This is a genomic window from Janthinobacterium lividum, assembly GCF_011601275.1.
Taxonomy (GTDB): Bacteria; Pseudomonadota; Gammaproteobacteria; order Burkholderiales; family Burkholderiaceae_D; genus Janthinobacterium; species Janthinobacterium lividum_E.
The window spans coordinates 54,212-77,938 of sequence record NZ_JAAOLY010000012.1 but is presented as its reverse complement, the minus strand read 5'-3'; the positions used below and the strand labels follow the sequence as shown (position 1 = coordinate 77,938).

The following is a 23,727-nucleotide window of genomic DNA, read 5'->3' as shown; positions in this document are numbered from 1 at the left end:
GATTCACTCCACCGCCATGGCCGGCGCCAGCACCGGCGCCTTGCGGCCGTCGACGGGCAGCACCTGGCGCAAAAAGGCTTCGAACATCAGCAGCGACCATAGCGGCGCGCTGTAGTCGCGCCGGCCGCTCGCGTGCTGCTCGAGCAACACGCGCACGTAGTCCATGTCGAACAGGCCGCACTGCGCCAGGGTGGGACCGAGCAGCCGCTGCTGCAGGCGCTGGCGCAGCGGGCCGCGCAGCCAGTCGGCCAGCGGGATGGAAAAGCCCATCTTCTGGCGGTACAGCAGGGTATCGGGCAGCAGCGGGCGCAGGGCTTTTTTCAGCAGGTACTTGCCTTCGCCGTGCCGCAGCTTGAATTGCGGCGGCAGGCCAGACATCCACGCCACCAGTTCATGGTCGAGCAGGGGCGAACGCACTTCCAGCGCATGCGCCATGCTGGCCCGATCGACTTTCGTGAGGATGTCGCCGGGCAGATAGGTTTTCAGGTCCAGGTACTGCACCTGCGACAGCGGATCCTGCGCGGGACTGGCCAGCGCGTGGCGGCGCAGCACTTCGACGGCGCGGTAGCCGTGCAGGCTGCGTCGCAGCTCGGGGCTGAACAGGCGCGCGCGCATGGCGTCGCCCAGCAGGCTGACGCCGTGAAAATACGCGTCCGTCGTGTCGCGCGCCAGGCCTTCGAAGGTGGTCTTGGCGCGCAAAAAGCGCGGCGCCCAGTCGGCCTTCGGATACAGCCGCCCCAGGGTGCCGAACAGCGACTGGCGCAAGCCGGCCGGCAGCAGCGGGTCCATCGCCTTGCGCACTTTTTCCTCGCGTGTGTGCAGGCGGTAGCGCCGGTAGCCGGCCAGGCTTTCATCGCCGCCGTCGCCCGACAGGGCCACCGTGACCCGCTGGCGCGCCAGCTGGCACACCCTGTAGGTGGGCATGGCGGAACTGTCGGCGAACGGTTCGTCGTACAGATTGGCCAGCAGGTCGATCAGCTCGAAGTCGTCCTGCTCCACCCGGCGCGCGTGGTGCGACGTGCCGTAGCGGCGCGCCACGAGCTCGGCGTAGCGCGCCTCGTTGTATGCGGGGTCGCCGAACGAGATGGAGCACGTGTTGACGGGCGTGGCGCTGGCCCCGGCCATCAGCGCCACGACGGCGCTCGAATCGACGCCGCCGGACAGGAATGCCCCCAGCGGCACTTCGGCCACCATGCGGATGCGCACGGCCTCGCGCAGGCGCGCCAGCAGTTCGTCGGCCGCCTGGGCCTCGCTGGCGGGCGGGTTCGGCGTGAACGGAATATCCCAATAGGATTGCGGCGCGGGCAGCCGCTGGCCCGCGCGGATGGAGAGGGTATGCCCGGGCGGCAGCTTGCGCGCGTGCTGGAAGATGCTGCGCGGCTCGGGTACGTAGCCGTAGGCGAAATACTCTTCCACGGCCAGCGGGTCGAGCTCACGCGGCATGGCCGGATGCGCGAGCAGGGCTTTGAGTTCGGAGCCGAACAGCAGGGTGCCGTCCTGCGCCGCGCCGTAGTACAGCGGTTTGACGCCCAAGCGGTCGCGCGCCAGGAACAGCACATGGCGCCGGCGGTCCCACAGGGCGAAGGCGAACATGCCGCGCAGGCGCTGCACGCATTGCTCTCCCCATTGTTCCCAGGCGTGGACGATGACTTCCGTGTCGCTGCTGGTGCGGAAGGGGTGGCCGAACTGGCGCAATTCCGCCATCAGGGCGCGATAGTTATAGATTTCGCCATTGAAGACGATGGCGACGCTGCGGTCGGCGTTGAACAGCGGCTGCTGGCCGCTCGCCAGGTCGATCACGGACAGGCGCCGGTGCGCCAGGCCGAGGCCCGGTTCGCGGTGCAATCCCCCTTCGTCCGGCCCACGGTGGCGCAGGCTGTGGTTCATGCGCGCCAGCAACAGCACGTCGATGTCACGCTGGCCTTGCAAATCAAAGATGCCGCTGATGCCGCACATGGAAGGCCTTTCAGGGATAAGTGGACAGGTGGGACGGCTGGCGCGCGCTCGTCAGGCGGTCGTACACGGCCAGGTAGGCACCGGCCATGGCGGGCAGGCTGTGCTCGGCCAGCACCTGGCGCCGCCCGCGCGCGCCGTGACGCGGGCCCAGCTCGGGCATGCTGTAGTAGTCGAGCATGGCGTCGGCCAGCATCTCGGGCGAACCTGGCGGCACCAGCGTGCCGCTCCAGCCCGACTGCACCAGTTCCGCGTTGCCGCCCACCTGCGTGGCGACGACGGGCAGCCCCGTCGCCATCGCTTCGAGGATGGTGTTCGAGCTGCCTTCGGCCAGGGACGGCAGCACGAACAGGTCCATCGCGCGCAGCAGTTGCGCCACGTCGTCGCGCGCGCCTGGCAGCCAGGCCAGATGGGCCACGCCGGCCTGCTGCAGCAGCTCCAGGCACGCCTGACGGCACGGCCCGTCGCCGACGATGATCAGGCGCAGGCGCGCGCGGGCGCCTGGTTGGGCCAGCAGCAACAGGAAGGCCCGCACCAGCGAGGCGTGATCCTTGACGGCCGCCATGCGGCCCACGCTGCCGATGACGAAGGCGCCGTTGCACAGGAAACCGGGCGGGCCCACTGCGGCGGGCGGCCCCAGGCGCGGATGGAATTGCACGCTGTCGACGCCATTGCCGATGTGCGACACCTGCGCGGGCGCCGCGCCGATGGCGTCCACCAGCCAGTGGCCCAGGTCGGCGCTGACGGCGATGAAGTGCTGCACCAGCGGCAGCATCAATTTGCGCAGCAGCCGGTATTTGCGGCGGGTGCCGTGCAAGTCGCTCATGTCGCGCCCGTGTTCGCCATGCACGCGCAGGCGCACGCCGGCCAGCCAGGCCAGCAACTGCGCTTCGAGGCAGCCCAGGTTGCGGGTATGCACGAGTGCCGGCTGCAGTTGTTTCAGCACGCGGTACAGGCGCAGGTAGTGACGCCAGTCCTTGCCTTCGCGCTTGTCCAGGCTGATCACGTCGACGCCAGGGGCAGTCAGGCGCTGGCGGAACGCGGTGGCGTTTTTCATGCAGACGATGGCGTGCCGGTAGCGCTCGGGCGGCAAATGGTTGATCAGGTTGACCAGGCCGTTTTCCAGCCCGCCCACGTCGAGCTGGTGGATCACGTGCACGATCAGGGGGGCGGCGCCGACCGTCGCATCAGCCTGCCGCGTGCCGCCGGTATCGAAGTCAAGGGCCATGCGGCAGCTCCTGCAAGCGTTGTTCGATGACGGGCAAGGCCGCCCGCAGAAAGGCTTGCAGGCGCGCGCGCGGCGGCGGCGCCAGCTCGTCGTAGGCGGCAAAGACAAGGATGTCGGCGCCATCCTGGCGCCTGCCCAGCAGCTTGGCTTGCGCCAGCAGCAGTTTCACCAGCATGGGCCGGGCCGTGACGATGCCGCCCTGGCGGTAGACGCGCCATACCAGCAGGCGTTCGCCCCCTTGCGCCAGCACGCTTTCGCGCACGGCCAGCTCGCCGCTGGCCAGGTTGACGTCTTGCACGCGCTGCGCCAGCGGCATCCAGTGGGGGCCATATGGCATGGCTTGGTGCGTCAGCAGTTCGGCATCGCGCGCCTGGCGCGCATACCAGTGCAATTGCAGGCCCACCGGCGCGCCGTCGCCTTCCCGGCGCGCGTACGTGCCGGCAAATCGCGCGGGCGCGCCCGCATATGGCGCTTGCCACGCGGCTACCGCGTCTTGCAGGCGGTGCCATCCGGCCGGATCGGCCAAGGCCAACACGGTGGGGGACCCTGTTGCCGCTGGGCCGTCGTCGCGGTGGCTGGCCAGGGCCAGTGCCGGCCACACGGCCGCCAGCAGCAGGCAGGCGATGCCGGCGTGCACGACGGCGCGCGGGCTGGCCGCGCTGGTGGCGCTCAGGCGTATGGGCTGAGCGGGCGGCGCGGTGCGTGGCGGCGGCAATTCGCGCCAGCGCGCGGCCAACCAGAACAGCAGCAGCGCCACCAGGCCGAAGAACAGCCAGCCATAGATCAGGTGATCGACGCCCACGGCCAAGCGCATGTCGCTCAGGTGGCCCAGCATCACGATCAGGTAGGCGCGAACGCCATTGGCGAGGATGGGCACGAGCAGGGCGGCGGCCATGACCGCCAGGCGCCGCCGCGTACTGTGACAGTTGACGTGCGCGAACAAGGCGCCCAGGGCCAGCGCGGCGATCAGGTAGCGCAAGCCGCTGCACGCTTCCACCACCGACCAGTTGCCGGTGGGCAGTGAAAAATTGCTGCCATCGCGAAACACGGGCACGCCCGACCATTGCAGCGCGGTGACGGTAAAGGCGGCCGTGAAGTCGATCAGCGGGTCGAGGAACACTTCGCCAAACGGCACGGCGAGAAACAGATAGGCCAGCGGAAAAGCCAGCAGGCGCACGGCCGGCCAGCCGAGGATGGCCAGCACGCAGGCGGGCAGCATGGCCGTGGCCGCATACTGTTCCACCACGGGCACGTTGGCGGCGTCGGCCAGCAGCCATGCGAGGCCCAGCGCGCCCAGCAGCAGCAAGCCCTGCCGTGAAGGCCGGGGCGTCAGCGCGGCCAGGCGGGCGCGCTGGCGCCATGCCAGCCAGCAACTGATGGGTACGATCAGGAAGCCGTGCGCGAAGGTTTGCGAGCGGGCCCACAGTTCCACCATCGACCAGAAAGTGGCGTGGTACAGCAGCATGACGGCGGCCAGGGACAGCAGCAAGGCCGCCAGCGCGGCCTGGCGCCGGTCCTGCGGCAAGACGGCCGCCTCGGGCAAACGGGCCACCGGGTCGAGCTGCAAGCTCATGTGGACGGCTCCCGCACCGGCTGCAAGGGCGTGGCGGCGCCGCTGACCGCCACATCGGCCTCGGCAGGCAGACCCAGCATGGCGCCCAGTCCGCGCAAGTTGCGTTCCCAGTCGTATTCCTGCAGGACCAGCTGGCGCGCCGCCGCGCCGATGGCCGCGCCGCTGCCTTCGGCCGCACCATTCTGGACATTGCGCAGCACGCGCGCCGCATGGTGGATGAATTCGGCGTCGTCGCGCGCCAGCAGCAGTTCCAGGCCCGGCTGGGCGGCGATGCCTTCGAGCGCCTGCGGCGTGGCCAGCACGATCTTGCCCATCGCCATCGCTTCGAGCACCTTGTTTTGCACGCCGCGGGCGATGCGCAGCGGTGCCACGGCCAGCGCTGCGCCAGCCAGGTAGGGCCGGATATCGGGCACCTTGCCCGTCACCACCACGCCAGGCATCCTGGCCAGCGCCGTCACGGCGGGCACGGGCGCGCTGCCGACGATATAGAACTGCAGCTGGGGAAACTGGCGCCGCAGGGCTGGCCAGACGTGGCGCACGAACCATTGCACGGCGTCGACGTTCGGCCAGTAATCCATGGCGCCCGTGAACACCAGCGCCTGCACGCCCGGTGGATACACGCCGGGCTGGGCCGGCACGGGCGTGAAATAAGCAGTGTCGACGCCATTGTTGACGTATCCGGTCTTACGCCTAGCCATCGGGGCGCACTGGCGGAACAGGGCCGCCTCGGCCGGCGAGACGAAGCTGGCGGCCGTGAACTGCTGGGCGATATGGCGCTCGTACTGCAGCAGCAGCTGCGCTTCGCGCCGGTACAGCAGCGACATGGGCCAGGGCTTGCTGTCGCTGTATTGGCGCCACTTGTCGGAATCGACATCGACGAAATCGATCACGCGGTGCAGGCCGCGGCCCTTGCTGCCATCGATGTATTGCGCCATGGGGCCCGAGAAGGCCAGCGCGTGACGCACCTTGTCGCCCGATAACAAGCCGTCGACCCATTGCAGCAGCCGTGCATCGCGGTAGTACTGCACGCTCATGGCTTGCCTCGACAGCAGCGCCTGCAGGGCGCGCCAGCGGGCCGGGCCGCGCCGCAAGTCGATGAAGCGCGTGCTGGCGCACAGGGCGGCCACGGTTTTCGCGTGCTGCCAGTCGTCGTCATCGTCGATGAAGCAGCCCAGGTGCACGCGGAAATGCCGGCTCAGATATTGCAGCATGTGCCACGAGCGTATCTTGTCGCCCTTGTTGGGCGGATACGGCAGACGGTGGACGAGGAAGAGCAGTTCGCGCATGGTGAGTCTCCTTGCTTAACCCAGTTGCCGCACGATGTGCGGCCCCAGCAGGTTGGCCAGCGGCAGCGGCAGGCGGCGCCAGGCGCGGATGAACAGCGCGTATTTCGGATTCAGCGGATTGACTAGTGGCAAAGCCTTGGCGCGCACGAGCTGGTAGGCATAGGGCAGCGGCTGCGGCGTAAAACCCCAGTTCTTCTTGAAATCCCAGGCGCCGGTCCCCAGCTTGCTGCGGCCGAAATCGAACAGGCGGTAGCCGCGCGCGCAGGCGCGGCGCATCGCTTCCCAGTACATGAAGTCGTTGGCGCCCGTGCTGCGCGCCAGGACGTTGCCGCCGCCGTAATAGGGCAGCACTTCCCCGCGGAAATAGAACAGCAGCACGCTCGCTTGCGCCTGCTGGCCGTGATACACGGTGAGGATGTCGCAGGCGTCGCCGAAGACCGCGCGCAGCAGGGCAAAATGGCGGCGCGCGAAGACGGGCGTGCCCAGCCGGTGCACGCTGGCCGCATAGATCGGGTAGAAACGGTCGATGTCATAATCGATGGCGCTGTGCAGGCCGGCCGCCATGGCCTTGCGCACGACAGCGCGCTGCTTGCGGGGAATGGCCAGCAGATTCTGTTCGGCATCGGGGCTTAAAGGCCTGCGGAAGGTGGCGTACAGTGGCTGGTGCAGCCAGGATGCATCCGCGTTTTCTTGCGCATTTTCGTGCACTTCGCGCCAGCGGTATTCCAGATGCCCCACGCCGAGGCGCCGGGCCAGCGCCAGCGCGGCGCTGTCGAGCGCCTGGCGCACGGCCGCGCCGCCGCCGGCGATGCCGCCGTAGACGCAAAACGGCAGCGAGACGAGGGAAGAACCGAACAGGCGGCTGCGCAAATGGGCCAGCGGCAGCACGCCGGCGATGCGTCCTTCCTGTTCCGCGTACAGGAAATAGCTGTCGTGCTGAAAACCTTGCTCCATGATGGTTTGCCAGCCGGCCCGGTGAAAAAAGGTCGCCTCCGGGCACGTGTCGACAAAGGCATCCCAGCGCGCATGCTCGTGCCCCTGCAGGGACCGCACGGCGATGGCGATGCTGGACTGTGCAGGAACGGGAGCAAGGCTGGCCTCGTGCATCATGTGCTTTCCAGAAAAATACGGTCCATGCGGTCCCAGGCAAAGTCGCGGGTCAGGCGCCCCAGCCGTGCTTCCATGCGCCCCAGGTTCAGGTAGTGGCGAAAGCGCGTCCTGGCGCTGAGGCCTGGCGGGCGCGGCTGACCGGGATCGAGTTCCCAAGGATGAAAATAGAATATGCCAGCTTGCCCGTCGCGCGAATTGATGCGTCGCAAAAGCCAGCGCGACAGTGCATACGGCATCAATCTGAAATAACCGCCGCCGCCGGCCGGCAGGTTGCGCCCGCGCAGGCGCACGGTGCTGACGGGCAGTTCCAGCACGCCGCGCGGGCCGCGCGGGCGCCAGCCGAAGCGCGGCGCATCGGGCATGCCGTAATGGTCGTGACGGATCGGGTAGATGCTGGAACTGTAGCGGTAGCCGGCTTCCTGCAGCACGTCGAAGGCCCACAGGTTGGCCGCGCCGATGGAAAAGCTGGGCGCCCGGTAGCCGCGCACGGCCAGCCCCGTTATTTGCTCGAGAATGGCCTTGCTGCGGCGCACATCGTCGGCGAACTGCGCGGCCGACTGCTCGCTGGCGCGCAGGTGCGCATAGCCGTGGCTGGCCACTTCGTGTCCGGCGTCTGCCACGCGGCGCAGCATGGCCGGATAGCGTTCGGCGATCCAGCCCAGGGTAAAAAAGGTGGCGTGGATGCCGCGGCTGTCGAGCAGCAGCAGGATGCGCTCGATGTTCGCCTCGACCCGGCATTCGAGGCGGGACCAGTCGGCGCGCGCGATGTGCGGCGCGAAGGCGGACACCTGGAAATAGTCTTCCACATCGATGGTGAGCGCATTGAGCAAGACCACAGGCGGCGTCATGGTTGTCCCCGGCGCGCCGCCAGCCAGGGCGCGATGACGGCCGCGATGCGCGCGGCCGCGCGCCCATCCCACAGGGGCGGAATGCGGCCACGCTTGCCGCCCGTGTCCAGGATGGTGCCGGCCATCTCCAGGATAGCGGCCGGGTCCGTGCCGGCCAGGGTATTCGTGCCATCGGTCACGGTGACGGGGCGCTCCGTGTTGGCGCGCAGGGTCAGGCAGGGCACGCCCAGCGCCGTGCTTTCTTCCTGGATGCCGCCCGAATCCGTCAGCACCAGGCGCGCCTCCTGCATCAGGCCTAGCATTTCCAGGTAGCCCAGCGGCGGCAGGCGGACGATGGCGTGCCGCGCCAGCAAGGGTTCCAGGCCCGCCAGGCGCAGGCTGGCCAGGGTACGCGGGTGAATGGGAAACAGCAGCGGCAGGCGGGCTGACAGTTGCCCCAGCGCCTGCAGCAGCGCTTCCAGCTGCGCCGGATCATCGACGTTCGAGGGACGGTGCAAGGTCAACAGTCCATACGCGGGCGGGCAGGCGTGGCCGTGCGCGCGCAGGGTGGCGGCGGGCTTGGCTGCGCGCGGCAGCTGCTGCCGCAGGCTGTCGATCATGACGTTGCCCGTGAAATGGATGCGTTCGGGGGCGATGCCTTCGCGCAGCAGGTTGGCGCGCGCGCTTTCTTCGCTGGTGAGCAGCAGATCGGACAATTGATCCGTCAGCACGCGGTTGATTTCCTCGGGCATGCGACGGTCGCCGCTGCGCAGGCCCGCCTCGACATGGATCACGGGCGTGCCGCGCTTGGCCGCCACCAGCGCGCAAGCGAGGGTGGAATTGACGTCGCCCACCACCAGCACGGCATCGGGCGCCAGCGGCGGATGCGCGTCGAGCACGGCGTCAAAGCGGCGCATGATCTCGGCCGTCTGCTGCGCGTGGCTGCCGGAGCCGACGTCGAGGGCGATGTCGGGCGGGCGCAGGTACAGGTCCGTAAACAATTGCCCATTCATGGCCGTGTCGTAATGCTGGCCCGTATGCAGCAAGGTCACGCGGATGGCGGGCGCCTGTCGCGCCAGGGCAGCCAGAATGGGCGCCATCTTCATCAGATTGGGGCGCGCGGCCACCACGCACAGCAGGTGCGCCGGCGCGGCGGTCGCAAGAGACGGGTCGGACATTGCGGGCTCCTTAGAATTGCATGGTGAGCGTGGCGCTGACGCCGTTTTCGCGGTAGTCGCCGCCCCGGTTGCTGGCGTGCCGCGTATGCCGCACGTCGATGCTGGCCGTCATGTTCTGCTGCAGGATACGGGTGTAACCCGCCGTCACGGTGATGTTGTTGTCGCGTCGGGGCACGGTCAGCGAGCGCACGCTGGCGTAGCCGGCATTGACATTCACGCTGGTGCGCGAACTGGCTTGCCAGCTCCAGCCCAGGTTGCCGCCGATCTGGCGCGTGCGGTCTTCGCTGCCGAATTCCACGCCGGGCAGCAAGCCGCTGTCGATGCCGCTGGCCGTCTGCGCCGTGCGGTCGACGGCCGTGATGCCGGCGATCATCGTGCTTTTCGCCGTGGCGCGCGCCATCGTCAGCTTCAGCTGCTTTTGCAGGAAATAGCGGTGGCTGAAGTAATTGATGGCGCCCCGTTCCGGCCCCAGGCTGTTGGCATAGCGCAGGAAGGCATCGATGCGCAGGCGCCGGTCGCGCGCGTTGGGAAAGATGCCGCGCCACAATTGATCAAGCAACTGGCCCGCGTCGCGGTTTCCCAGGCGCGAAAACTGCGTCGGCATGGTGGTGATGTTTTCGCTGTAGTTCAGTTGCCAGTTGGTATGACGCTGCAGGAAATTGGCGTCCAGACTGTAGGTGGTGCCAAAAAAGCGCTTGCCCGTGCTGAAGGCGACGCTGGTGCGCGGCGACGGCGTCCACACGCCGCCCAGCGACCAGAAGCGGCCCTCGGGCGCCTTGCCGCTGGTAGAGATATAACCTTCCTTTTCCATGCCGCCGCTGGCCGTGGCCGACCATTTGCTGCTGAACGGATAGCGCAGGCCCACGCTGCTGCGCTGCATGCGCACGGGCGCCAGCTTGCTGTCCTGGGTGCGGCGTACGTCGTGGCTGGCGTTCCAGGTCCAGCCGTTGCCGCGCGGCTCGCCGCTGAGCAGCAATTCCATTTCATCGCTGTGTACGGACAGCAGGTCGCCGCCGCTATCGACCGTGTTGCGCGTGTAGCGCAGCTCGGCCGTGGCCAGGCCGTGGAAACGGTGGCGCAGGTAGGGGCTGATGCCCGTGGTGCGCACGGTGCTGGTATTGTCCGTGTCGGGCAGGTCGTCGATCAGCTGCGGGCCGAACGGTGAGATGTTGCGCCGGCTTACGCTGGCGTCCGCATCGATGAAGAACCAGTCCTTGACCAGTTCGGCGTCGGCCGAGGCGTGCAGTTCGTGGTTGTCCGTATCGGCGCGCTGTCCCGACAGGTATTTATGCCAGCTGTAGTCGAGGTGCACGCGCAGGCGGGGCCCCGTGCCGATGAGGGCGATGGCGGGCGCGATTTCCGTGATGAAGTCCGATTGCGCCTGGCCGGGCGGCGCGCGCAAGGCGTTGTCCGTATAGCTTTCGCGCAGGCGCAGCGACGGTTTCACCAGCCAGTCGACCGCGCCCGCCGGCGCGGGCAGCAGCAGGGACAGCAGCAGCGGTAGCGGCGCGCGGCGGCTAATCGTAATAGCCATAACCGTAGTAGTCGTTGCCGGGGAACGATTTGGTCTTGTTGTAGATCAAATGAATGTGTTCGCATGACTCGATCTGGCGCAGCGCCTCCTTGACGGCGTGCTGTGTCGTCGTTTCCGCCTCGACCACCATCACCACTTGTCCCATCTGTCCCACCAGCGCGTGTGCTTCGCTGGTGATCAGCAGGGGCGGCGAATCGAAGACGACGATGCGGTCGCCATAGCGGCTGGCGATTTCGGCCAGCAGCCGGCTCATGGCCCGGCTGGCCAGCAATTCCGTCGCGTGCTTGTTGCTGCGCCCGGCGGGCAGGATGCTCAGATTGGCCACATTGGTTTTCAGGATCACGTCGGCCATGGCCAGTTGCGGGTCGAGCAGCACGTCCATCAGCCCCGGTTCCGGCGGCAGGCCCAGTACCTTCAGCACGGACGGGCGCGCCACGTCGGCATCGATCAGCAGCACCGTCATGTCCATTTCCATGGCGATGCTCATGGCCAGGTTGACGGCGCAGTAGGTCTTGCCTTCGCCCGGCATGGCGCTGGTGACGACGATCAGGTTGCCATGACGGATGGCGTCGCTGCCGCTGGCGCGCGCCTGGCGCAGCAGCGGGCGCTTGATGATGCGGAAATCCTCGGCCACCGCGCTGCGCCCGCCATCGTGCGTGAGCATGCCTTGCTCCGCCAGCCGGTCCAGGTTCAGGGCGCGGTAGCGGGGCGACCGGGCCGCGTCCGCGCCATCCGTACCGTTCACCTTGTAAGGCACGCCGGCCTCGGCCACGCCGAGGATCATGGGTTCCTGCTTGCCGCTGTCCTTGCTGCTCATCTTCGCTCCTTGGTGGCTCTAGAATTTCAGCAGCGCAGCCGTCATGACCCCGCCGTACAGGACGAACAGGCTGCCCAGGCAGGCGCCAAAGCCATAGCGGGCGCGGCGGCGGCGTACCTGCTGCAGCGGCGTCCAGTTCATCGATACCGTGCCCAGCACGTTCAAGCCCGTCGCGTCGCGCAGTTCCGAGGGGCTGAGGAAGGTGGGGCGCACCTGGCTGATCAGCAGGGCCGTGGCGACGCCGGCCACCAGGGCCGCGCCCAGCGCCGCACTGAACAGCAGCGGGCGGTTCGGGCCGACGGGCGCATATTGCACCGTGGGCGGGTCGATGATCTTGAAGGCCATCATTTCGGTGGTGGAACTGAGTTCGCCCGACAGCTTGGCCGCTTCGCGCCGGCCGATCAGCTTTTCATAGTTTTCCTTGTTGATGATGTAGTCGCGGTTGAGCTGCGCCAGCTGCGATTCCACCTCGGGTACGGCATTGCTCTGCGCCAGCAGCCGTTCGTTGCGCGCCGTGTATTCCTGCACGCGGGCGCGGATGGCGGCCACCTTGGCGTCCGCGTCCGTCAGCGCCACCTTCAGCTGCTGCAGCATGGGGCTGTAGTTCTTGCCCGGGTCGCCGGACGCCGTTTTCAGCTTGCTTTCCTCGATCTTGCGCTCTTCCAGCTGGGCCACCAGGCGCTTCGAGGCGATGATATCGGGGTGCAATTCCGTAAATTGCATGCGCAGGTTGTCGAGGTTCTTGTTGAGCGAGGCGATGCGTTCGTCGAGTTCGGGATTCGTGATGGACGCCGCATTCGGCTCCATGTCGAGCACGGGCTCGTCGCCCTCGATCTGGCTCTGGATGGCCTTGCGCGCCTGTTCCGCCTCGACCAGTTCCAGCTTGGCATTGTTCAGGCTATCGGACGACAGCTGCAACTGGCTGCCATAATCGATGCCCTGGCGTGGCAGCAGCAGGTTGTTGCGGATCTTGAATTCCTTGACCAGGTTTTCCGCCGCGCTCAGCTTGTCCTCGTAATTCTTGATCTGCTCGTCGATGAATTGCACTGCCTTCTGCGAATCGCCTTTTTTGCCCTGGAAACTGCCTTCGACAAAGATGGTCAGCAGGCTTTGCACGACGTCGCGCACGAGCTTGGGATCGCGTCCGCTGTAGCTGATGGTGTAGATGTCATAGGCATTGGTGCCCGTGATCTTGATGCGGCTCATCAACTCGTCCAGCTGGGCCTCGTGCTCGCGCACGGTCTTCGAGTCCAGGTCGAGGTCGACCATGCGCATGACCCGCTCCACGTTCGGGCGGCTGAGCAGGGTGCGGCTCATGATGGCCACCTGCTGTTCCGTGTTCGGCACGCTGGTCATGCCGGCCATCAGCGGCTTGAGGATGGTTTGCGTATCGACAAACACGCGCGCCGACGTCTGGTAGTCATCGGGCAGGGTGATTACCTTGATGAAGCCGCCGATGGCCACCAGCCACGCTACCAGCACGGCATGCCAGCGGTACTTCCAGATGCCTTTCAAGCCGGAAAGCAGTTGCTGTATCAATTCTTCCATGTCGCTTCCTTCAGATGGCGGTGCTGCACGGTAGATGGGCTGGCGGCGCGGATCACGACGACGTCTTGCAAAAAATAGTTGCTTGTTGAGTAAGCAAAGTATAGGGCGGCTGCGGAGCAAGATTTCCCAAGATGATTGCTTCTTGATACGTCTCAAGGTTCACTTGCCGGGTTTTAATAATCATAGGAAGTTCGCGGCCCAGGCTGGTTCTGCGGGGCTGCCCATGGACGCGCATCGACTCGAAGAGGCTCCGCATGAATCCATTTCGCCGTGTATTTCTCTGCAACACGCTGGTCCTGGCCGGCGCCGCCAGCCTGCTGGGCGCCTGCCGCACCCGCTATCCGCTGGCGCCTTCCGACGACAGCGCCCCCATGCACGATTACCTGATCGGTCCGGGCGACTCCGTCAACATCATCGTCTGGCGCAATCCGGAAGTGTCGCTGACGGTGGCCGTGCGGCCGGACGGCAAGATCACCACGCCGCTGGTCGAGGATCTGGCCGCCAGCGGCAAGACGTCGACCCAGCTGGCGCGCGACATCGAGCAAGCCTTGAGCAAGTTCATCCAGCAGCCCGTGGTGACGGTCATCGTCACCAATTTCTCGGGGCCATATGGCGAGCAGATCCGGGTGATCGGCGAGGCGGCCAAGCCGCAGGCGCTGCCGTACCGGCAGGGCATGTCGCTGATGGACGTACTCATCGCCGTGGGGGGCATCACCGACTTCGCGGCCGGCAACAAAGCCAGCATCATCCGCATGCGCGAAGGCAACCAGCAGCAGCTGGCGGTGCGGCTCGACGATTTATTGAAGGAGGGCGATATTTCCGCCAATGTCATGATGCGGCCAGGCGACGTCTTACTGATCCCGGAGAGCTTCTTTTAATAACGGCCTCGGCAATATCAAAACAGTAATTATATTTACCATTTTGTACTTATAGACAAATTTCATCGTGTTATTTTGCTATCCTAATGTAAATTTCTTCTGTTTTTTTAGCTATTGCTGGGAACTTCTCCCGTTTTTCTCTTGTCACAAGGCATTGGCTTCAGTCCGTCTCGACGGCTGCCGATGAACGTGAGGACAAGATGAGCTTTGAAGATGAACCCATAATTTCCTTCGACACGCCTGGTACTTTCAGCGACCTGGTGGTGGGCGAGGGGCAGATCGACCCGGCCATGGAGCATGAGCTCGACCTGCAGCGCTTTCATATCCGCATGGCCAATTCGCGTGGCCGGCGTGAAGCGGCCAGCTTGCTGATCCGCAAGATGTACGGCTGGCGCGGCTATGCCGTCGATCCCGGCACGACCCATGCGCTCAATAAAATCACACTGTTTGCGGAAACGGCCGGCACCACCGTCGGCACCATGACCTTGTGCCTCGATAATGACGAGACGGGCTTGCCCGCCGATGAAAACTTCCGCGACAAGCTCGACGTCCTGCGCGAGCAGGGGCGGCGCCTGTGCGAACCGTCGCGCCTGGCCATCGACAAGGGAGTGAGCAAGCGCGTGTTTGCGGCGCTGATTCATATCTCTTATATCTATGCCCACAATATTCACGGCTTTACGGATTACGTGATTGAAGTCAACCCGCGCCACGTGGCGTTTTACAAGCGCATGCTGGGTTTCCAGGACTTCGGCGGCGAGCGCGAGTGCACGCGCGTGGGGGCGCCAGCCGTGCTGCTACGGCTGGATCTCGATTACATGGGGGCCCAGATCCGCAAATACGGCGGCCTGATGGAACAGCATGGGGGTGAACGGTCGTTTTACCCCTTTTTTTTTCCGACATGGGATGAGCCCGGTATTACCGACCGGCTGAGGCAGGGGCGCAACTGATTATTCATTTATTTTTCAGCAAGATCGCCTGCATGTAGCCGCCCGGAATCGCGTAAGTGATGCCGCTCGGCGCGCTGATGGCCGCCTCCTTGAGGCCTTTGACGTACACCATGTTGACGATGCCGTAGACGAGACCGGTCTCGGGATCGAACAAGGGGCTGCCGCTGCTGCCTGGATACGCCGTCGCGTCCAGCTGGAACACGGTGTAAGGCGCTTTTTGTAGCTGCGCCAGGCGCCGGACGTCGAGGCGCTGCGCGTTTTCGCTGGGCATGACCACCGGCGTCAGCGATGACACGATGGCGCGGTGGGTCACGTGGTGCAAGCCCAGCAAGGTACCTAGCGGAAACCCCGTAAAGGCCATGGCCTGGCCTTCGCGCACCGTGGCCGCGTCGCCCAGCGCCATGGCAGGCAGGGGCACACCCGCCAGGCGCAGCAAGGCCAGGTCGTGTTCCGTGTCCAGCGCCTGGACCTTGGCGGGGCGAAATTGCGCTGCCTCGCCCTGGCCCGTGAGTATGCCGATGACTTCGTTCGGATTGGCGTCGAGCAGTTTCTGGATCACATGGGCGCAAGTGAGCACGCTCAAGCCATCGCCGGCGACGAAGCCCGTGCCGATGAAATTCATCGGCGGCGTGCGCGTCTTTTGCAGGCTGCCCACGCCGACGATCGATGGTTTGATGCGCGCGATGGTTTGCGCCAGCGGAGCATCGGCGCGGCATGGCGCACTGGCCAGGGCAAGGCAAAACAAGAGGGCGGAAAAGCATGTCAATGGCAGGGCTTTCATGGCGGCGCACTTTCAACGTGAGGAGGTGGCACGGGCTGCAGCAGCGCGCACAGCAGCATCAGATAGCACAGCAGGGCGATGCGCGGCACGTCGAGCAGGCTGTCGAACAGGCCGACGACGAGAAAACCCAGCAGGGCGGCGGCGCCAGCCAGCGCGCCGGAATCGCCGCGCGCGGCCTGGCGCAGCAGGCGCGTGCCAGCCAGAACCAGCAGGGCCAGCATGGACAGGGCGCCGCACCAGCCTGTTTCGATCAGCAAATGCAAGGCCATGCTCTTGATATGCCACGGCAAATGATGGTGGTCGCTGCTGAAAAACCAGTAATTATTGGCTTGCGTAAAGTTCCCGTTGGCGATCAATTCCTCGCCGCCCGGGGTGCGCAAGCTCAGGTTGTCGACCTCGAGCACGGAAGAGGTGGCCGTGCCGCTGGCCGCCAGTTCCAGCTGCACGGGCGGACGCAGCAGCCAGGCTCTCCCGCCCAGCCATGCGCTGTCGAACGGTACTTCGTAGTGTTGCCACCCGCCGGGCTGCATGCCAGGCGGCACAGGCCGCAGGCGCAGCGGCACATTCACGCAGCCCTGGGCATACAGCAGCTGCCGCTGGCACAGGCGCACCTGCAGTACGGGCATGGGGCCGCTTCGTCGCACGTCGAGCGCCAGGGTGTAGCGCGTGTCGGGCTGCACGGGCAGGCGTTGCAGCAGCCGCAGCAGTTCGCCATAGCCGGCGCTGTAGCCGGGGCTGGCCAGGCGCACGTACCGGTTTCCCCCTTCCTCGGCATACGCGATGCTGGCCGGCACCTCGCGCTGGGGATTGTGCCAGTAATAAGTAGCGGGAAAGCTGCCGCTACCCGTGCCGAACAGACGGCTGGCCAAGTCGGACGGCTGCATGGTCAGCGCTTGCCGCCAATGGCGCAAGCGGCCTTGCATGTCGAAGGCCGTGGTGGCGAAACGTTCGGTGGCGTAATAGCTGGCCGACACGGGGATGGCCAGCAGCAGCAGGATGCCGGCCGCGCCCGCGATGCTCAGGCTGGCCCGGTCCAGCCGCCACAGCGGCGGGCGCAAGCGTCCGTTGCACAGCATCAGCATGGCCAGCAGGACGACGAGGCCGGCCGGCAGCAGGGCGGGCGGCCCGGCCCAGTGCCAGCCTATCCAGGCCAGATTGCACGCCAGCATGGTCCACGCCATCATCGCCAGGCCCAGTCTGACAGGCCCTTTGGCGGCACCAGCACCGGGCCACAGCACGGCCGTCAGCAGCACGGCCGCCAGCAGGAACAGGAAGTACGGGCCTTTCAGCCAGCCGGCCGTTTGCTGGCCGGCCGGCTCCGGCCACCAGGCGGCCAGCAAGCCCTGCAGGCACAGAGCACACAGCAGGCTGGCCGGCGCCAGGCGCCACGGCAAGGGCCGCGCGGCCAGCACGAAGCTGGCCGCGAGCAGGACGACGGCGGTGAGCAAGCCCCGGTAGCCGGCCAGGCTGAACATGTATACGAGCAGGACGGTGCCAAGGCCAGCCAGCAGCAGCCGCAGCAGCACACCGGGCACGAGCGGGCGGTCAGGCGAACGCCGCGCCGCGCCGGGCGCCGTGCGCAGGGTCTGCCACAAGGCCAGCAGCATGGCCGCCGCCAGGGCCCCATACAGGCCGCGTGAAAAAGTGGTAAACGCCGCGTGCAGGGCCAGGGCCAGCAGCAGCATGGCCAGCACCGCCTGCCAGCGACTGCTGGCGCGCGCCAGCCACAGTGCGGCAAACGGCAGGCTCAGGGCCAAGTAGCCGTCGAGCGCGGCACCGCCCGTGTGCATGGCGGAAAACGGCGCGGTGATGCGGTAGTCGCTCGACAGGTTCGTCAGGCCGGGAAACACGGCCCGTTCCCACAGCGCGAACAGCGACACCATGGCCAGTCCGGCCAGCATGCCCGGCAGCGCGTAGCGGCGCAGGGCGGAAGCATTCCCGTCGCGCAGCAGCAGCGGCAGCAGCAACATGCTCCAGGCCCAGGCCTTGCCCAGCCGCAGGCTGTTGTAGGGACTCAAATAATTATCCCAGGCATTCAGGTCGAGTGGCGCCAGCGGCAGCACGCCGCGCAGCAGCGCCGCCATCCAGGCCAGGCTGCACAGCAGCAAACAGGCGCGGGCGGCGGGCGGGAGCGTGGCTGCGGCGCTCTGGACGGGGCCGCCCAGGCGCCAGTAGCCGCAGGCCACCGTCAGCAACAGCAGCACGTCGATTTCTTCGAGGAAGAACCAGCCCGTCCACGGTGCCAAGTCAAGAACGGGCAGCAGGGCGGGCACGCAGAACAGCCAGCAGGCGGGGCGCCAGCATAGCAGCAGGAAATACGCGGGCAGCAGCGCTGCAAACAGCAGGCCGGGCCAGCCGTGACCCAGTGGATAGTGGCGCAAGGCCAGTACGCAGGCCGCGCCCGCCAGCAAGGCCAGCGGCCGCGCTGCCAGGCCAGGCATGGCAGCATGCACAGCCATGGCTTACAGCTGGGTCAGCAAGGCTTGCGCCTCGGCCCGCTGTGGAAAATCCTTGTTGGCGGCAAGCAGTTGTTCCAGTTGCTTGCGTGCGCCGCCCTTGTCACCTGATTTCGCCAGGGCCGCGCCCAGGTGGTACTGCACTTCGGGCGAGGTCGGCGCCAGTCCCGCCGCCTGGCGCAGCAGGGCCGTGGCGCGCTTGACGTCGCCTTGCTGCAGCACGATCCAGCCCAGGGTGTCGAGCACGGCGGGATTGTCGGGCGCCAGCTTGAGCGCCTGCTCGGCCGTGGCCTGTGCGCGCGGATCTTTTTCCTGCTGATACGCCCAGGCCAGGTCATTCAGCGCCACCACGTTGCCCGTGTCCTTGGCGACGACATACTGGAAGTGCTCGATGGCGGGGCGGTATTGCTTGGCCGCCAGGTAAGTGCCCGCCAGGTACGTGCGCGTCGGCAAGTCTTCCGGATGCTCCTTAAGCCAGCTGGCCATGCGGGCATCGGCTTCGCGCGTCTGGCCCGAGGCCTGCAAGGCGCGGTACAGCTGCACCTGCAAGGGGCCGATGGGGCTGATGTCGAACGCGTGCTGGTACAGCTTGACGGCTTGCTGCGGCAGCTTTTGCTCCATCAGCACGTCGCCTTCGAGCTTGTAGCCGGCCGCCAGCTTCGGCTGCTGTTCCTGCACTTGCCGCGCCACGGCCAGCGCCTCGCGCTGGCGGTTCAGGTTCAACAGCAGGGCCACTTCGACCACGCGCGCTTCGAGCAGGGCGGGGTCAAGCGCCTGCGCCCGCTTGACGGCTTGCAGCGCGTTATGATGGTCGCCCAGCGCCAGGTGCAGGCTGGCGATGCGCATCTGCAAGGGTGCGGACGTCGTTTGCAGGCTGGCCAGCTTGTTGTAGCTGTCGAGCGCGGCCGGCGCCTGGCCGGCGCTGTACTCGACCTGGGCGCGCAGGGCCAGGGCATCGGCGTCGCCCGGATGGCCCGTCTGCAAGGTGCGCGCCAGTTCCAGCGCCTTGTCGGGCGCCCCCGTCTTCAGGTAAAAATTACTTAATAGCAGGGCCGGCGCGACGGCGTCGGGATTGTCGCGGTGGCCCCGCTCGAGCCAGCGCCGCGCCTCGTCCGTCTTGCCCTGCGATGCGGCCAGCTTGGCCAGCGCCGCGCACAGATCGGCATTTTTTGGCGCCTTCGCCAGCGCCCTCTCGAAGCGCTGTTTCGCCTGCTCCGGCTTTTTCTCGGCCAGATCGATCTGCGCCAGATTGTTCAGGGCGGGCAAGTATACGGGGTCCATGCTCAATGCTTGCTCGAAACTGGCGCGTGCGGCGGGCAGATCGCGCAGGGCCAGGTAGACGCCGCCTTTCAGGTTCAGCAGCAGGGGATTCGTGCCTTTCTGCTGCTGTTCCATCATCTTGACGCTGGCCAGGGCCTTGTCGTTCTGCTTGTTGCGCAGCAAGGTCATCACCAGCATGGTGCCCGCCTGTGGCGTGCTCTTGTCGAGCATGCTGGCGCGTTCCAGTTCATTGATGGCGCGGCTGTTCTCGCCCATGCCCAGGCGGCTGATGCCCAAGGCCGCATGCAGTCTGGCCGTGTCCGGTGCCAGAGTGCTGGCTTTTTCGAAATACGCCGTCGCCTTGTCGTACTGGCGCGCGCGCAAGTGGGCTTCGCCGGCCAGCGACAGCAATTCCACGTCGTCGGGGAAGGCGGCCAGCATCGGGCGCAGCAAGTCGATGGCGGCGTCGGTCTTGCCGCGCATCAGTTCGATCGAGGCCATCATCTTGACGGCGTACAGGTGCTGGGGATACACGGCCAGGAAGCGCCGCAGATAGCTTTCTGCCAGTTGCGGCGAACCGAGCGCCAGTTGCACGGCGCCGGCCAGCAGGATGGACGGCATGTGATCGGGCGCCGCCTTGAGCACCAGCTGCAAGCCCTGCAAGGCCGCCTTGTTCTTGCCCTGGCGAAAATCGAGCAAGGCCTGCGCCTGCAGCAGGCCCAGGCTGTTGGGCGCCGACTTGCGCGCCGTGGCCAGCTGGGCCGTCGCTTCCGTGTAGCGGTTGTCCACGATGTCGAGGTTGGCCAAGTCGATGTGCGCCTGGGTATTGTCCGGTTTGATCTTGAGGATTTGCAAATAGGCTAGCCGCGCCGCGCCGTTCTTGCCTTGCAGGCGCAGCAAGTCGCCCTGCAGGCGCAAGGCGTCGAGGTTGGCGGGCGCGCTTTTCAGGGCTTGCGCCAGCAGTAGTTCGGCCGCCGGTACCTGCTGGTCCAGCGCCGACAGCCGCGCCAGTCCCAGCAAGGCCTCGACCTGGTCGGGATGGGCTTCCAGCAGGCGCGCAAACAGGGCGTGCGCCTCGTCCTGCCGGCCCAGGGCCAGCAAGGCGTCGCCGCGCAGGGCCAGCACGCTGGCGGGCTGCGCCGCGTCGTCGGCGATCTCGGCCAGCACCTTGTCGAACTGGCCCAGCATCAGCCAGGCCTTGCCCAGCAGTGGCATCACTTGCTGCGGCGCCAGGCCCAGCGATTTTGCCTTGCGCAATTCTTTCTCGGCCGACAGCGCTTCACCCGTGTCGATATAGATGCTGCCCAGCAGCAAGCGCGCGGCCGCATTGTCCGGTTCCTTTTGCAGCAGGTTCTTCAACTGGATGATGGCGGCCCGCGCTTCGCCTTTCTGCCGGTACTGCTGCGCGTCGGCCAGCAGGTTTTCGCTGCTCTGCGTGCCGTGGCAAGCCGTCAGCAGGGGCAGCAGCAGGGCACAGCACAGCGCGGCGGCCGGCAGGCCAGGGAAAGGACGGGGCAGGGAAAGGGCCATGGAAATCTCCGGTAGCGGCGTGCGTGGATGATTAGCCGATTCGCGATGGGCGGTGGGCATGGCCTAGCTTAAAAAGATGGCAGCCGGTCTCCTTGATTGCGCTCAACAAGCCGCCGATTGTCCGCGCGCATGCTTGCCGGCGCCCCGGTTTTCTTGTTCTCGCTCAAGAATGGACAAACCGGCAACCGTAGAATTTCCCGGACGGCGATGCGCAGGCCGCAACCATTCGGAGCACATGCATATGGAGAGCAATATGAATAGCAAGGCGGGCGTGGTGGCGGTGGTGGGTCTCGGTTACGTGGGCTTGCAGCTGGCCGTGGCGTTTGGCACACGCCAGCGCACGATCGGCTTTGACTTGTCGGCGCGCAAGGTGGAAAGCTACCGGCGCCACATCGACCCGACGGGCGAAGTCAGCCATGAACAGTTGCTGGCGGCGCAATGGCTAAGCGTCGGCTGCGACCCGGCCGAGCTGCAACTGGCCGATTTCATCGTCGTGGCCGTGCCCACGCCCGTCGACAGCGCGCACAATCCCGACTTTTCGGCCCTGGCCGGCGCCAGCGCGGCCGTCGGCCGCCACATGCGGCGCGGTGCCATCGTCATCTACGAATCGACCGTCTATCCGGGCGCCACCGAAGAGATCTGCATCCCCATCCTCGAACAGCATTCGGGCCTGCGCTGGAAGGAAGACTTTCATGTGGGCTTTTCGCCCGAGCGCATCAACCCCGGCGACAAGGACCATACCTTGCACAGCATCCGCAAGGTGGTCTCGGGCGATGATGCCACGACACTGGACAAGGTGGCCGCCTTGTACGAGGGCGTGGTCGAGGCGGGCGTGCACCGGGCGTCGAGCATCAAGGTGGCCGAAGCGGCCAAGGTCATCGAAAACACGCAGCGCGACCTGAACATCGCGCTGATGAACGAGCTGGCCATCATCTTCGACCGCATCGGCATCGACACCCTGGAAGTGCTGCAGGCGGCCGGCACGAAATGGAATTTTTTACCATTTCGTCCCGGCCTCGTGGGCGGCCACTGCATCGGCGTCGATCCATACTATTTGACGCACAAGGCGGAAATGCTCGGTTACCACCCGCACGTGATCCTGGCCGGGCGCCGCATCAACGACGGCATGGCCAAGTTCGTGGCGGAAAAGACCATCAAGGAAATGGTGCGCGCCGGCTTCAAATTGAAAGGGGCGCACGTCAACGTGCTGGGCCTGACCTTCAAGGAAAACTGCCCGGACCTGCGCAACTCGAAAGTGGTCGACATGATCCATGAACTGCAATCATACGGCGTGCAGGTGCACGTGCACGACCCCGTCGCCGATGGCCGCGAAGCGCTGGAAGAATACGGTTTGACCTTGGAAAGCTGGGAACAGCTGCCGCGGGCCGAGGCCCTCATCAGCGCCGTCTCGCACCAGGCACTGCTGGCCCGCCCGCTGGCCGACTTCCAGGCCAAGGTGCTGGAAAATGGCTGCTTCATCGACATCAAATCGCATTTCGACCCCCGTCCGCTGGAGGATGGCGGCTTGCACGTGTGGCGGCTGTGATGGCGGTCGATGCCTTCGAACGGGCCGCAAACGCGGCGCAAGGCGCCCCCGCTGGCGGCCCGGCTGCAGGCGCGTACGCGCAAGCCTGTGCGCAACTGGTGCAAACGCCGCGCCGCTGGCTGGTGACGGGCGTGGCTGGCTTCATCGGTTCGCACCTGTTGGAAACCCTGCTGCAACTTGGACAGGAAGTGCGCGGCCTCGACAACTTCATGACGGGCCATCGCCACAATCTGGAACAGGTGCGCGCCAGCGTGGGCGAGCAGGCGTGGCGCCGCTTCACCTTCATTGAAGGCGATATCCGCGACCTGCCGGCGTGCGTGCGCGCGTGCGGCGCGCCGGTACAGGCCGCCAGCGGTGGCGATGGCGAGGCGGACGGCGGAACAGATGCGGCCGATGGTGCCAGTGGCGCTGGCGGCAGCTTGGCCGGGCGCGGCCGGGCCGATACGGGCGGCGCTGTCGACTACGTGCTGCACCAGGCGGCGCTCGGTTCCGTCTCGCGTTCGCTGGAAGACCCGCTGCTGTGCCACGCCGTCAATGTCAGCGGCTTCCTGAACATGCTAGCCGCCGCACGCGAGGCGGGCGTGCGGCGCTTCGTGTATGCCGCGTCCAGCGCCACGTATGGCGACCATCCGGCCTTGCCGAAAGTGGAACAGCACATCGGCGCGCCCCTGTCGCCGTATGCTCTGAGCAAATACGTCAACGAACTGTACGCGCAGGTGTACGCGCGCTGCTACGCCATGCAGACGGTGGGCTTGCGCTACTTCAATGTCTTCGGTCCGCGCCAGGACCCGCTGGGGGCCTACGCGGCCGTCATTCCCCGCTGGATCGCCGCCATGCTGGACAATCAGGCCGTGCGCATCCATGGCGACGGCGCCACCAGCCGCGACTTCTGCTTCGTGCACAATGCCGTGCAAGCCAATATCCTCGCCGCCACGCGCACCGACCCGGCCGCCGTCAACCAGGTCTACAACGTGGCCGTCAACGCCAGCACCAGCCTGACCCAATTGCACGCCACCATGCAGCAGATGCTGCTTGCCGTCCGCCCGCAGCACGTGCCGCAGGCACCGCACTACGGCGAGTTTCGCGCCGGGGACGTGCGCCATTCGCAGGCGGACATCGCCAAGGCGGGCCGCCTGCTCGGCTATGTCCCCACGCACAATCTGGCGCAAGGCTTGCTGCAGACCATCGCCTGGTATGTGGCGCAGGCGGGCCGTGCATGAGAAACTGGCCCGCCAGGTCGGAGGCACAAGCTGGCCAGGTACATTCCGATATTCG

General features: G+C 66.4%; 17 protein-coding genes. 4 read left to right on the top strand and 13 right to left on the bottom strand.

The annotated features are described in order from the left end of the window. Window positions 1–3: 3 nt before the first annotated feature. From GYK42_RS18515 to GYK42_RS18470, 10 genes are read right to left on the bottom strand one after another with little or no spacing between them, the layout of a single operon-like run. On the bottom strand, window positions 4–1,956 hold the full coding sequence (locus GYK42_RS18515; RefSeq protein WP_166448696.1) for an XrtA/PEP-CTERM system amidotransferase: 1,953 nt from the start codon (window positions 1,954–1,956) through the stop codon (window positions 4–6). A gap of 10 nt (window positions 1,957–1,966) precedes the next feature. Beyond that, window positions 1,967–3,181, bottom strand: a complete 1,215-nt coding sequence (locus GYK42_RS18510) for a TIGR03088 family PEP-CTERM/XrtA system glycosyltransferase (protein WP_205711453.1) — start codon at window positions 3,179–3,181, stop codon at window positions 1,967–1,969. Next, entirely contained in the window at window positions 3,171–4,754 is a 1,584-nt protein-coding gene (gene xrtA / locus GYK42_RS18505) for an exosortase A (protein ID WP_166448695.1), read from the bottom strand. The genes GYK42_RS18510 and xrtA overlap by 11 nt, the downstream gene beginning before the upstream one ends. Beyond that, window positions 4,751–6,040, bottom strand: coding sequence for a TIGR03087 family PEP-CTERM/XrtA system glycosyltransferase (locus tag GYK42_RS18500; protein WP_166448694.1), 1,290 nt, complete (start codon window positions 6,038–6,040; stop codon window positions 4,751–4,753). The genes xrtA and GYK42_RS18500 overlap by 4 nt, the downstream gene beginning before the upstream one ends. A gap of 15 nt (window positions 6,041–6,055) precedes the next feature. After that, a complete protein-coding gene (locus tag GYK42_RS18495; protein ID WP_166448799.1) occupies window positions 6,056–7,147 on the bottom strand; it encodes a FemAB family XrtA/PEP-CTERM system-associated protein in 1,092 nt (363 codons plus the stop codon). Continuing rightward, on the bottom strand, window positions 7,147–7,998 hold the full coding sequence (locus GYK42_RS18490; RefSeq protein WP_166448693.1) for an XrtA system polysaccharide deacetylase: 852 nt from the start codon (window positions 7,996–7,998) through the stop codon (window positions 7,147–7,149). Before GYK42_RS18490 ends, GYK42_RS18495 begins: the two co-directional genes overlap by 1 nt. Further along, the gene (gene wecB / locus GYK42_RS18485; protein WP_166448692.1) at window positions 7,995–9,155 is read right to left on the bottom strand and encodes a non-hydrolyzing UDP-N-acetylglucosamine 2-epimerase; all 1,161 of its coding nucleotides are present in this window, start codon (window positions 9,153–9,155) and stop codon (window positions 7,995–7,997) included. Before wecB ends, GYK42_RS18490 begins: the two co-directional genes overlap by 4 nt. A gap of 10 nt (window positions 9,156–9,165) precedes the next feature. Continuing rightward, window positions 9,166–10,689 (bottom strand): TIGR03016 family PEP-CTERM system-associated outer membrane protein, encoded by a 1,524-nt coding sequence (locus tag GYK42_RS18480; RefSeq protein ID WP_166448691.1) that lies wholly within the window; start codon window positions 10,687–10,689, stop codon window positions 9,166–9,168. Continuing rightward, on the bottom strand, window positions 10,673–11,506 hold the full coding sequence (locus tag GYK42_RS18475; protein ID WP_240943659.1) for an XrtA-associated tyrosine autokinase: 834 nt from the start codon (window positions 11,504–11,506) through the stop codon (window positions 10,673–10,675). The genes GYK42_RS18480 and GYK42_RS18475 overlap by 17 nt, the downstream gene beginning before the upstream one ends. Window positions 11,507–11,524: 18 nt before the next feature. After that, complete coding sequence (locus GYK42_RS18470; protein ID WP_166448690.1) at window positions 11,525–13,054, bottom strand: XrtA system polysaccharide chain length determinant; 1,530 nt, start codon at window positions 13,052–13,054, stop codon at window positions 11,525–11,527. A 254-nt stretch (window positions 13,055–13,308) separates the two neighbouring features. Between GYK42_RS18470 and GYK42_RS18465 the strand changes: the two genes are divergently transcribed. Both GYK42_RS18465 and GYK42_RS18460 read left to right on the top strand, forming a co-directional pair. Further along, on the top strand, window positions 13,309–13,932 hold the full coding sequence (locus GYK42_RS18465) for an XrtA/PEP-CTERM system exopolysaccharide export protein (RefSeq protein WP_099408419.1): 624 nt from the start codon (window positions 13,309–13,311) through the stop codon (window positions 13,930–13,932). Window positions 13,933–14,132: 200 nt separating this feature from the next. Continuing rightward, entirely contained in the window at window positions 14,133–14,879 is a 747-nt protein-coding gene (locus tag GYK42_RS18460) for an N-acyl amino acid synthase FeeM domain-containing protein (protein ID WP_166448689.1), read from the top strand. A gap of 4 nt (window positions 14,880–14,883) precedes the next feature. Here the strand turns inward: GYK42_RS18460 and GYK42_RS18455 are convergent, their stop codons facing one another. From GYK42_RS18455 to prsT, 3 genes are read right to left on the bottom strand one after another with little or no spacing between them, the layout of a single operon-like run. Further along, window positions 14,884–15,660, bottom strand: coding sequence for a S1 family peptidase (locus tag GYK42_RS18455; RefSeq protein ID WP_166448688.1), 777 nt, complete (start codon window positions 15,658–15,660; stop codon window positions 14,884–14,886). Further along, complete coding sequence (locus GYK42_RS18450; RefSeq protein ID WP_166448687.1) at window positions 15,657–18,119, bottom strand: hypothetical protein; 2,463 nt, start codon at window positions 18,117–18,119, stop codon at window positions 15,657–15,659. The genes GYK42_RS18455 and GYK42_RS18450 overlap by 4 nt, the downstream gene beginning before the upstream one ends. A gap of 3 nt (window positions 18,120–18,122) precedes the next feature. Next, on the bottom strand, window positions 18,123–20,906 hold the full coding sequence (gene prsT, locus GYK42_RS18445; protein ID WP_166448686.1) for an XrtA/PEP-CTERM system TPR-repeat protein PrsT: 2,784 nt from the start codon (window positions 20,904–20,906) through the stop codon (window positions 18,123–18,125). A gap of 253 nt (window positions 20,907–21,159) precedes the next feature. Here prsT and GYK42_RS18440 point away from each other — a divergent pair, with 253 nt between their 5' ends. Together GYK42_RS18440 and GYK42_RS18435 are read left to right on the top strand one after the other, a co-directional pair. Beyond that, window positions 21,160–22,452 carry a nucleotide sugar dehydrogenase gene (locus GYK42_RS18440; protein ID WP_240943658.1) on the top strand — a complete coding sequence of 431 codons (1,293 nt, stop codon included), beginning with the start codon at window positions 21,160–21,162 and terminating at the stop codon, window positions 22,450–22,452. After that, window positions 22,452–23,672, top strand: a complete 1,221-nt coding sequence (locus GYK42_RS18435; RefSeq protein WP_166448684.1) for an SDR family oxidoreductase — start codon at window positions 22,452–22,454, stop codon at window positions 23,670–23,672. Before GYK42_RS18440 ends, GYK42_RS18435 begins: the two co-directional genes overlap by 1 nt. Window positions 23,673–23,727 lie beyond the last annotated feature (55 nt).

Bases quoted from the DNA above. Each gene is read 5' to 3' on its own strand.
- GYK42_RS18460 (WP_166448689.1), top strand. From the start codon at position 14,133: ATGAGCTTTGAAGATGAACCCATAATTTCCTTCGACACGCCTGGTACT.
- xrtA (WP_166448695.1), bottom strand. From the start codon at position 4,754: ATGAGCTTGCAGCTCGACCCGGTGGCCCGTTTGCCCGAGGCGGCCGTC.
- GYK42_RS18450 (WP_166448687.1), bottom strand. From the start codon at position 18,119: ATGGCTGTGCATGCTGCCATGCCTGGCCTGGCAGCGCGGCCGCTGGCC.
- GYK42_RS18440 (WP_240943658.1), top strand. From the start codon at position 21,160: ATGAATAGCAAGGCGGGCGTGGTGGCGGTGGTGGGTCTCGGTTACGTG.
- GYK42_RS18490 (WP_166448693.1), bottom strand. From the start codon at position 7,998: ATGACGCCGCCTGTGGTCTTGCTCAATGCGCTCACCATCGATGTGGAA.
- wecB (WP_166448692.1), bottom strand. From the start codon at position 9,155: ATGTCCGACCCGTCTCTTGCGACCGCCGCGCCGGCGCACCTGCTGTGC.
- GYK42_RS18480 (WP_166448691.1), bottom strand. From the start codon at position 10,689: ATGGCTATTACGATTAGCCGCCGCGCGCCGCTACCGCTGCTGCTGTCC.
- GYK42_RS18495 (WP_166448799.1), bottom strand. From the start codon at position 7,147: ATGCACGAGGCCAGCCTTGCTCCCGTTCCTGCACAGTCCAGCATCGCC.
- GYK42_RS18470 (WP_166448690.1), bottom strand. From the start codon at position 13,054: ATGGAAGAATTGATACAGCAACTGCTTTCCGGCTTGAAAGGCATCTGG.
- GYK42_RS18475 (WP_240943659.1), bottom strand. From the start codon at position 11,506: ATGAGCAGCAAGGACAGCGGCAAGCAGGAACCCATGATCCTCGGCGTG.
- GYK42_RS18510 (WP_205711453.1), bottom strand. From the start codon at position 3,181: ATGGCCCTTGACTTCGATACCGGCGGCACGCGGCAGGCTGATGCGACG.
- GYK42_RS18435 (WP_166448684.1), top strand. From the start codon at position 22,452: ATGGCGGTCGATGCCTTCGAACGGGCCGCAAACGCGGCGCAAGGCGCC.
- GYK42_RS18515 (WP_166448696.1), bottom strand. From the start codon at position 1,956: ATGTGCGGCATCAGCGGCATCTTTGATTTGCAAGGCCAGCGTGACATC.
- GYK42_RS18455 (WP_166448688.1), bottom strand. From the start codon at position 15,660: ATGAAAGCCCTGCCATTGACATGCTTTTCCGCCCTCTTGTTTTGCCTT.
- GYK42_RS18465 (WP_099408419.1), top strand. From the start codon at position 13,309: ATGAATCCATTTCGCCGTGTATTTCTCTGCAACACGCTGGTCCTGGCC.
- prsT (WP_166448686.1), bottom strand. From the start codon at position 20,906: ATGGCCCTTTCCCTGCCCCGTCCTTTCCCTGGCCTGCCGGCCGCCGCG.
- GYK42_RS18500 (WP_166448694.1), bottom strand. From the start codon at position 6,040: ATGCGCGAACTGCTCTTCCTCGTCCACCGTCTGCCGTATCCGCCCAAC.